The sequence below is a fragment of the Corallococcus exercitus genome, assembly GCF_003611585.1.
GTDB lineage: Bacteria > Myxococcota > Myxococcia > Myxococcales > Myxococcaceae > Corallococcus > Corallococcus exercitus.
Window position 1 is genome coordinate 1 of sequence record NZ_RAVW01000441.1, and the last position, 7,685, is coordinate 7,685.

Annotated in this window: 6 protein-coding genes and 1 pseudogene; 2 read left to right on the forward strand and 5 right to left on the reverse strand. The window is 69.0% G+C overall.

The annotated features are described in order from the left end of the window. Positions 1-85 precede the first annotated feature (85 nt). Complete coding sequence (locus D7W79_RS35080) at positions 86-1,108, reverse strand: MBL fold metallo-hydrolase (protein WP_120529675.1); 1,023 nt, start codon at positions 1,106-1,108, stop codon at positions 86-88. An 87-nt stretch (positions 1,109-1,195) separates the two neighbouring features. On the opposite strand from D7W79_RS35080, the gene D7W79_RS35085 reads away from it, so the two are divergent. Continuing rightward, the gene (locus D7W79_RS35085; protein WP_120529676.1) at positions 1,196-2,119 is read left to right on the forward strand and encodes a LysR family transcriptional regulator; all 924 of its coding nucleotides are present in this window, start codon (positions 1,196-1,198) and stop codon (positions 2,117-2,119) included. A 21-nt stretch (positions 2,120-2,140) separates the two neighbouring features. Here the strand turns inward: D7W79_RS35085 and D7W79_RS35090 are convergent, their stop codons facing one another. The 4 genes and pseudogenes from D7W79_RS35090 to D7W79_RS35115 form a co-directional block, all read right to left on the reverse strand. After that, a complete protein-coding gene (locus D7W79_RS35090; protein ID WP_120529677.1) occupies positions 2,141-4,939 on the reverse strand; it encodes a glycoside hydrolase family 38 N-terminal domain-containing protein in 2,799 nt (932 codons plus the stop codon). A 188-nt stretch (positions 4,940-5,127) separates the two neighbouring features. Further along, a pseudogene (locus D7W79_RS35095) lies at positions 5,128-5,430 on the reverse strand (winged helix-turn-helix transcriptional regulator); the annotation flags it as partial. Positions 5,431-5,837: 407 nt separating this feature from the next. Beyond that, complete coding sequence (locus D7W79_RS35110) at positions 5,838-6,203, reverse strand: cupin domain-containing protein (protein ID WP_120529679.1); 366 nt, start codon at positions 6,201-6,203, stop codon at positions 5,838-5,840. Positions 6,204-6,400: 197 nt separating this feature from the next. After that, positions 6,401-6,601 (reverse strand): cold-shock protein, encoded by a 201-nt coding sequence (locus D7W79_RS35115; protein WP_120529680.1) that lies wholly within the window; start codon positions 6,599-6,601, stop codon positions 6,401-6,403. A gap of 345 nt (positions 6,602-6,946) precedes the next feature. Between D7W79_RS35115 and D7W79_RS35120 the strand changes: the two genes are divergently transcribed. Beyond that, on the forward strand, positions 6,947-7,480 hold the full coding sequence (locus D7W79_RS35120; RefSeq protein WP_120529681.1) for a periplasmic heavy metal sensor: 534 nt from the start codon (positions 6,947-6,949) through the stop codon (positions 7,478-7,480). Positions 7,481-7,685 lie beyond the last annotated feature (205 nt).

Consider the following 7,685-nt stretch of genomic DNA (forward strand, 5'->3'; position numbering starts at 1 on the left):
GTGCTGGCCTCCACGCGAAGAGAAGCCTTCGTTGCCGGGCCGGCAGCCCATGGCTTGGACGGCTCCCGGCCCTCACGCCCACCCCTCACTCCGCCTTGGCCTTCACGTCCGGCCACCGCTGGCCCGAGCTGTAATTGACCGGGATCCACCGGTAGCCCTTGCCGTCCGGGCGAAGCCGCCCCAATCCGGGGAAGGACATGTGGTCCAGCCCCAGCAGGTCGCCACGTCCCGCGGCCTCCGAGAGCAACCGCGCTCGCTGGGCGGCGGCCGCGCTGGAATCGACGTCGTAGGCGACCGTCACCGCGGGCTCGCGCAGCTGCACGGGGCCGAAGTGCATGAGGTCCCCCCACAGGACCAGCCGCTGCCCCTGGCTTTCAACGACGTAGATGCAGTGCCCTGGAGTGTGTCCCGGCGTCGGCACGGCCCGGATGCCCGGGACGAGGACGTCCTTGTCCCCGAACGGCTTCAGCTTCCCCGCGTCCTGGTACGGCACCACCATCGCCCGTGCTTCCTCGAAGAACTTCCGCGCCACCTCACCCTTCGCCATGTTCTCCGCGCTGAGCCAGAAGTCCGTCTCCCGGGCGTGCACCCGGAGGACGGCGTTGGGGAACGCACGGCTCGCGCCCGTCATGAGCCCTCCGGAGTGGTCGGAATGGATGTGCGTGAGCAGCACCACGTCCACCTGCTCGGGCTGGTAGCCCGCGGCCCGGAGGCTCTGCTGGAGCCGGCCGCCGGAATCAGGACCGAAGAAGCTCCCCGAGCCCGTGTCCACGAGCACGAGCGACGTGCCGGTGTTGATGAGGAAGGCGTTGATGGACGTCTCCACCGGATCCTGGAGGAAGTCCCGCGCGAGCAGGGCCGTCACCCGCTCCGGCGTCGTGCGCGTCGCCACCTCGTGGATGGTCTGCGGGACGGTGCCGTCGGAGAGCGCGGTGACTTCGAAGTCACCCAGCATCATCCGGTAGTAGCCAGGGGCCTGCGTGCGCACCTGGGGTGCCGCCGCGTGGACGGCGGACGGAATCAGCGGCGTGACAGCAAGGCCTCCCAGCGCGAGGACGCGAGCGAGGGAAAGAGAGACACCACCACGGCGAAGGAGCGGTCTTTTCATGCGCGAGGAGATAGCGACGCGCCTGCCCTGCGATAAACAGGCGCTCGGCACACACTCCGTTTCACCCCTGAAACAATGAGGTGGAGGATGGACAGGTTCGCGGCGATGGAGGCCTTCGTCCGCGTGGTGGAGAGTGGCACCTTCACCAAGGCGGCCGACGCGCTGGGCCGTCCGAAGGCGGCGGTGACCCGGCTCATCCAACAGCTGGAGGCGCAGCTGCGGGTGAAGCTGCTCCACCGCACCACGCGCCGGGTGACCGTCACTCCGGAGGGCATGACCTACTACCAGCAGGCGTTGCGACTGCTGGGGGAGGTGCGCAACCTCGAAGCCACGCTGACGCAGACGCGGCGCGGTCCCCGGGGACGGCTTCGGGTGGAGTCGAGTGGCACCCTCTCCCGGCTGCTGCTCATCCCCGCGCTGCCGGCGTTCTGCGCGCGCTATCCGCAGCTGCAGATCGAGCTGGGGGTGAGCGACCGCGTGGTGGACCTCCTGTCGGACAACGTCGACTGCGCCATCCGGGGCGGTGCCGTGAAGGACGAGTCCCTGGTCGCGCGGCACCTGGGCGACCTGGACTATTGGGCCTGCGCGTCACCCCGCTACCTGGAGCGCCACGGCCCGCCCCACCATCCGCTGGAGCTGGCCGGCGCGTCGCACGCGCTGGTGAGCTACTTCGCGTCGCCGAGCGGCAAACCGCTCCCCTTCACCTTCCAGCGCGGCGCGGAGCGGCTCGAGGTCCAGGGCCGCGGCCAGCTCCTGCTCAACGAGACCAACGCGTACCTGGCCGCGGGGCTCGCCGGCCTGGGCGTGATGATCGCCCCCCGCTTCGTGGTGGAGCCCTACCTGGCCACGGGGGAGCTGGTGCCGGTGCTGGAGGGATGGCAGCCCGAAGCCCGCCCCATCTTCCTGGTCTACCCACCCGCGAGGCAGCGGGATGCCGGCCTGCGGGTGTTCATCGACTGGGTGGTGGAGCTGTTCGCGAGCCGCACGAACGTCTGGCGGCGTGACGGGTAGCAGCCCCATCCCGCGCCGTGCTCAGCCCCCGTGGATACGGCACCACGCGATGCGCAGCGCGGCCAACGCATGGGGTGAGTCCACCGTCACGGTGTCGGTCGCGGAAGGCACGGGCGCCAGCTCCGTCAGCGGCGCTTCGAGCGCGGTGACGACCTGCGTTTCTGCATGGGCTGCCTTCGCCAGGAAGGGGAACCGCACCGTGAGCTGGGTGGCCTGGCTGCCCCGCTTCTCGGTACGCACCACGAGGCTGGTCGGAATCGCGCCGCTCTTCGTGCCGCAGCTGGGGTAACCCCCCGAGGCTCCCGGCGCCTGCACCCGCGCCACGCGAATCATCACGTCCTCCGACTCCACGGGCGTCCCGGCGTTCGTCGCCGTGACCTGGCCCAGCGAGCCTGTCTCCGCCAGCGAGCCTTCCTGTCCGTCGGGGATGAAGCGCGCCTCCAGCGGAGTGGTGACCGACAGGGCGTCCTTCAGCGGCGTGCCGAGCCGAGGCGTGCCATGGACAGACAGCGGCGGCGCCACGACGTACTCCTGCTCATGCCAGCCGGAATCGCTGCCGGACGCGCCCCGACCGCCCGCGGGGGTGTTGCGGAGCACGACGCCGAGCAGGACGCCTTCGTCGTCCAGCGTCCAGGCCGGGATGCCCTGATGGTAGATGCCACCCACCGGCTGGCTTCCCTGCTGGATGCAGGGGAGCACGTAGTCATGGGTGGCGACGAAGGTCGGACCGGGCCAGTTGGGCACGGGCAGGACGTCCTGCTGGTAGTGCGGCGTGCCGTAGCTGAGCGTCGTGGGTGCCGTCCCGCTCGCGTTCACCATGGGGAACGCCACCACGACCGACTTGCCGGAGGGCGAGGCGCCCGTGAGCTTCATCCGGAGGAAGCGCTCGCCCACCACCAGCGAGTACTCCAGCATGAACTTGTGACCGCTGTTCTGCTCCGTCACCTCCGCCTGCAAGCGATGGCGGTACGGCCCCTGCTCCAGCCACCGCGCGTCTCCCCCCACGAACTTCGCGGACGTGTCCTGGCTGAACGTGCCATAGGCAGGCGGATTGGAGGAGCCATACGGCTCATTGCCGAACTGATAGATGTTGCCGGAGTCGGTGTAGAACCGCAGCTGATTGCCCACGCTCTGGGAGGCGAAGAGGCTCTGCCTCTCGCCATCCACCCGATATGAGAACTGGCTGATGCCCCACCCATCCGCCTTGGAGAGGGTCACGCGGATCAGCGCGTTCTCCAGCGTCGCCGTGTCTCCCACCGACGGCCGCGAAGTCACGATGGGTCCCGGCGGAGACAGGGTGGAGAGGTAGACCGTCTCGTAGCCCGCGCTGGGGGGCGCCGCCATGAAGAGGAGGTTCCCGTTCGCGGCCCGCTGGATGGGCAGCAACCCGTCGCGGGTCCGCACGCTCTTCACGGCGTGAAAGCGGAGGTCCGCCGGTGGAGGGATCAGCTCCGCCAGCAGTCCATGGACCCGCTCGAACCCGAGCGTGTTGCACACCACGACAGGGAGCTCCTGGGGCTGTGGCTTCGCCGAGATGCCCTGCGCGAGCAGCTCCATCCCCTGGCCCAGGGCGGCCCTCGCCACCGAGACGCCCTGCCGGCTCAGCGGCAGCTGCTCGCCGTAATACACGTTGTCCGGAGACGTGCCCGTCACGAAGTCGTGATGGGAGCTGGGGGCAAGGACCTCCCAGCCATTCCAGACCGTGGAGTCGAACGCGTCCAGCGAGGAGGTGGCGTAACCGCTGCTGGTGCGAAGCAGCGCGCTGATGACCTCCGCGGACATCAGCGCGCGCACCGCGGCGTACTGGTTCCGCTTCAGCTCGGGACGGCTGGCGAAGTAGCCCGTCCAGTAGTTCTGCGCGTTGAGCGGCGCATTCACCGGGAGCGCGGCGCCGCTCCCCAGGACGGCGTCCATGTATGTCTTGAACGTCCCCGTGGTTCCCTTGACGCCATTGCTGTTGCCGAAGCTGTTGTTGTAGCCATGGGTCACGTTCAACCAGCTCAACACCTCGCCCGACGGGGAGGTGACGGAGGGCGTGGCGAAGTCGATGCCCACGGGAATGAATCGCAGGCCGCCGGGCCAACCCGAGGCATACTGGGTAACGAACTGGTTCACCGTCTTGGCATTGCTGGAGATGTCGTCCGCGTCCAGGTAGCCCACCGTGCCGTAGGTGTTGGGCATGAAGAGCGCGGTGATGCGGGAGCCATCCCCCGCCTGCCATTGGAAGACCAGGCCGTTGGTGTTCAACTGCGAAGCGATGGAGGGACCCACGGGGTCGATGGGCGCGGCTCCAGGCGACCCCTGGGGAGAGCCGGGCACGCGGGAGAGCCCAGCCGTGGTGAGGCCCATGGCGTTCAGCACCACGGGCAGCTGGGGATCATGCCCGAAGTCATCCGGCAGCCACGCCGAGTCGTACAGGTTTCCCCCGAGCCCGACCTGCTTCGCCCAGGTGCGCCCCACCAGGTAGTTGCGGATGAAGAGCTCGCCCGCGCAGACGAGGTTGTCCGGGGACGTGATGCCGCCGCCCATCAGGCAGAAGTCCTCGCCCGCCGCGGCGAAGGCCGCGATGCCCGCCGGGTTGTCCCGCGCGTAGCGCTGCAGGAACCCCACCTCCGTCACGGAGAAGGCGAAGGCGATCCGCCTGGAGAAGAGCGAGCCCGCGGCGTTGAAGATGTTCTGGACCGTGTCGCGTCCGCCGCTGGAGCCCGAGGCCTGGCTGTTGGAGGCGTAGTACTGGTCGAACGTGTAGACCCAATCCCAGTCGATGTGCGTCGTCGGGCAGATGAGGATGCCCTGGGTGAAAGGCGTCTTGGAGGTCATGAGCGCTTTCCGAAGCGAGGGGAGTGGACCCAATCCCTACGCAAGTCGGATGCCACGGTGCGCTCGCGGAAGACCTTCCCCCGGAACAGTGGCGCGCCCCCGGAGTCAGCCCCTGGCGCCGCGTCTCTCCAGCAAGCGGCTGCGTCAGCACGGAACGCGATGGCGGCCCTCGGGCCCCACCGGCACGTTCACTTCACCCTGGCGGCGCGCACGAAGACCTCACGCGCGCGCTCGATCTCCGGCCGGTGCTGCTGCGCCCACATCGCGAGCGCGGACACCGGTTCGAGCAGCGAGCGCCCCAGCTTCGTGAGCGCGTACTCAACGCTCGGCGGCGTCGTCGGGTACACGGTCCGCGTCAGCAGCCCATCCCGTTCCAGGTTGCGCAACGTGAGGGTCAGCATGCGCTGGGAGATGCCCTCGATGGCGCGCTTGAGGTCGCTGAAGCGCACCGGGCCTTGGCCCAGGTTGACGATGACCATCACGCTCCACTTGTCCCCGACGAGGCTGAGGACTTCGCGCGTCGCGACGCAGTCGTTGTGCGTGGCGAGACCGCGAACACCCCCTTCAACTTCCTCCTCGTCGCGCTCTCGCTCTTCGTCTTCTGGGGGCGCCGGACCCGCGCCCCCATCCCGCCCCGGGGCTGATCAACCTCCCGTACGCCGGAGGAGCACCGCGCGCGCATCCACGTTGAGGACCTGGATTCCGCTCGCGAGCGTGACGAGGGGCACTTCCCCATGACAGTGCCCGCGGATGACGAGGAGCCTGCTCCAGGGGACTGGATTCGCATGCGCCCCGGACGGGTCCTGTGCGCACATCTCACAGGGCCTGGGCATCGCGTCTGGCGTGGCGGCGGGGCTTCCCACCCAGGAAGCCCCGCTCCTTCCGGCCCACCGCTCCGTCAGGCCTTGGCGCTCTTCGGGGCCTCGTGCTCGTCACGGCCGTGCGCCGTCGCGACGGGGCTCGTCGCCTCCACGGCGGAGAAGGTCTCCAGGACTTTGTACGTGTGGCTGGCCCCGCGCGGCACGAGCCAGGAGTCGCCGGGGTTGAGCAGGATGGTCTGCCCCTCCAGGTGCAGCTCCGCGCGGCCCTTGAGCACGAAGCCCACGGTCTCGTAGTCGCGGGTGCTGGCGGGCTTGGCCTCGGCGGGCGGCTCGTCCTCCCACAGCCGCATGGCCACACGGACGCCGGATGCGAGGTACTTCTGGCCCATCTCCCCCTTGGGGGAATGGCGGCTTTCGACCTTCTTCACGCTGGTGTCGCCCATGTTCGCCTCTCCTTGGGAGGCGGCGTGCGGCGCCGCGCTCCTCCTGGGGAGAAGGTAGGGAAGACCCTGGACCCTGGCGGATTCCGCCGTGCGGTCGCCCGCCTGCCCTGCGTCCAGAAAGACGAAAGCCCAGCCTCCCTTGGGGAGACTGGGCTTCGAGGACTCACCGCTGGGGGTGAGTCAGGAGTTCGGCTGGATCAGGCGGCGCGAACGTTCTGCGCCTGCAGGCCCTTGGGGCCCTTGGTGACTTCGAACTCCACCTTCTGGCCTTCAGCCAGGGTGCGGAAGCCATCCATGTTGATCGCAGTGTGATGGCAGAAAACGTCCTCGCCATTGTCCTGCGCAATGAAGCCGAAACCCTTCGCGTCGTTGAACCACTTCACGGTACCGAATGCCATTGTGAGTCTCTTCTCTTTCTCTGCTCTGTACAGGTGACAGGCTCGCGCCTTCCACCGGTGCTGGAACGAACACCGCCCCGGCACGCCGGGCACTCTACCCACTTCCTGCGCGAACACCACTCCTGAGGGTGGATTCTCGCCGGAAGCCGTCCTTCATCCGACACAGCGGCTGAAGTCGAGTCCCGAAATTGGAACACCCGATGCCCCGCGGGGCATTCCGCAGGCCTTCACACTTCTTCACCGCCCCCGGGCGTGGGCTTCACACCCGCCTTCTACCTTGAGTTCCGTCAGAAACGACACGGGCCCGCCTGGTCGGTGCCCGACCTGCTTCCTGGAGCCAAGCACATGTTCGGATTCCTCTTCGGTACCGCCTGCCTCGCCGGTCTCTTCGCCACCCTCCGCCGGGGGCGCTACGGCCATCACCACTCCCACCACGGCGGCCGCTGGAACACCCGCCCCCGGCTGCGCTGGCTCTTCGAGCGGCTGGAGACGTCCCCCGGCCAGGAGAAGGTCATCGTGAAGGCCGTGGAGAACGTGCGCGAGGCCTTCGCCAAGGTGAAGGACCAGTGGGGCCCCAGCCGCACGTCGCTCGCGGGCTCCCTGCGCGGCGAGCACTTCGACGGCGCGATGCTGCGCGAGCTGTTCAGCCGCCACGACGTGGCGCTGGAGACGCTGCGCAACACCGTGCAGGACGCCCTGTCCCAGGTGCACGAGGCGCTGGAGCCCAACCAGCGCCGCGAGCTCGCGGACATCATCGAGCACGGCTGGGGCTACGGCTGGCGCGGCGAGGGCCGCGGCTGGCACGGGCGGCGCTGCGGCGGGCACGGCCGCTGGGGTGGCCGTCCGCACAACGATGACGGCCCCGCGTCCTTCGTCTGAAACCCCCTGCCCTCTTCCTGGAGACATCCCATGAGACACCGTCTGCTCGTCGTCCTCCTCGCCGCGGGTGCCATCGGAGGCTATGCCTCCGGCTTCGCGAGCCTCGCCCGCCACCACCGCTCCGCCTGCTACCGGGGCGACTGGGGGGGCCCCGCCTACCGCAACGGGGCGCCGCCGTACTGGGACCTGTCTCTTATACACATCT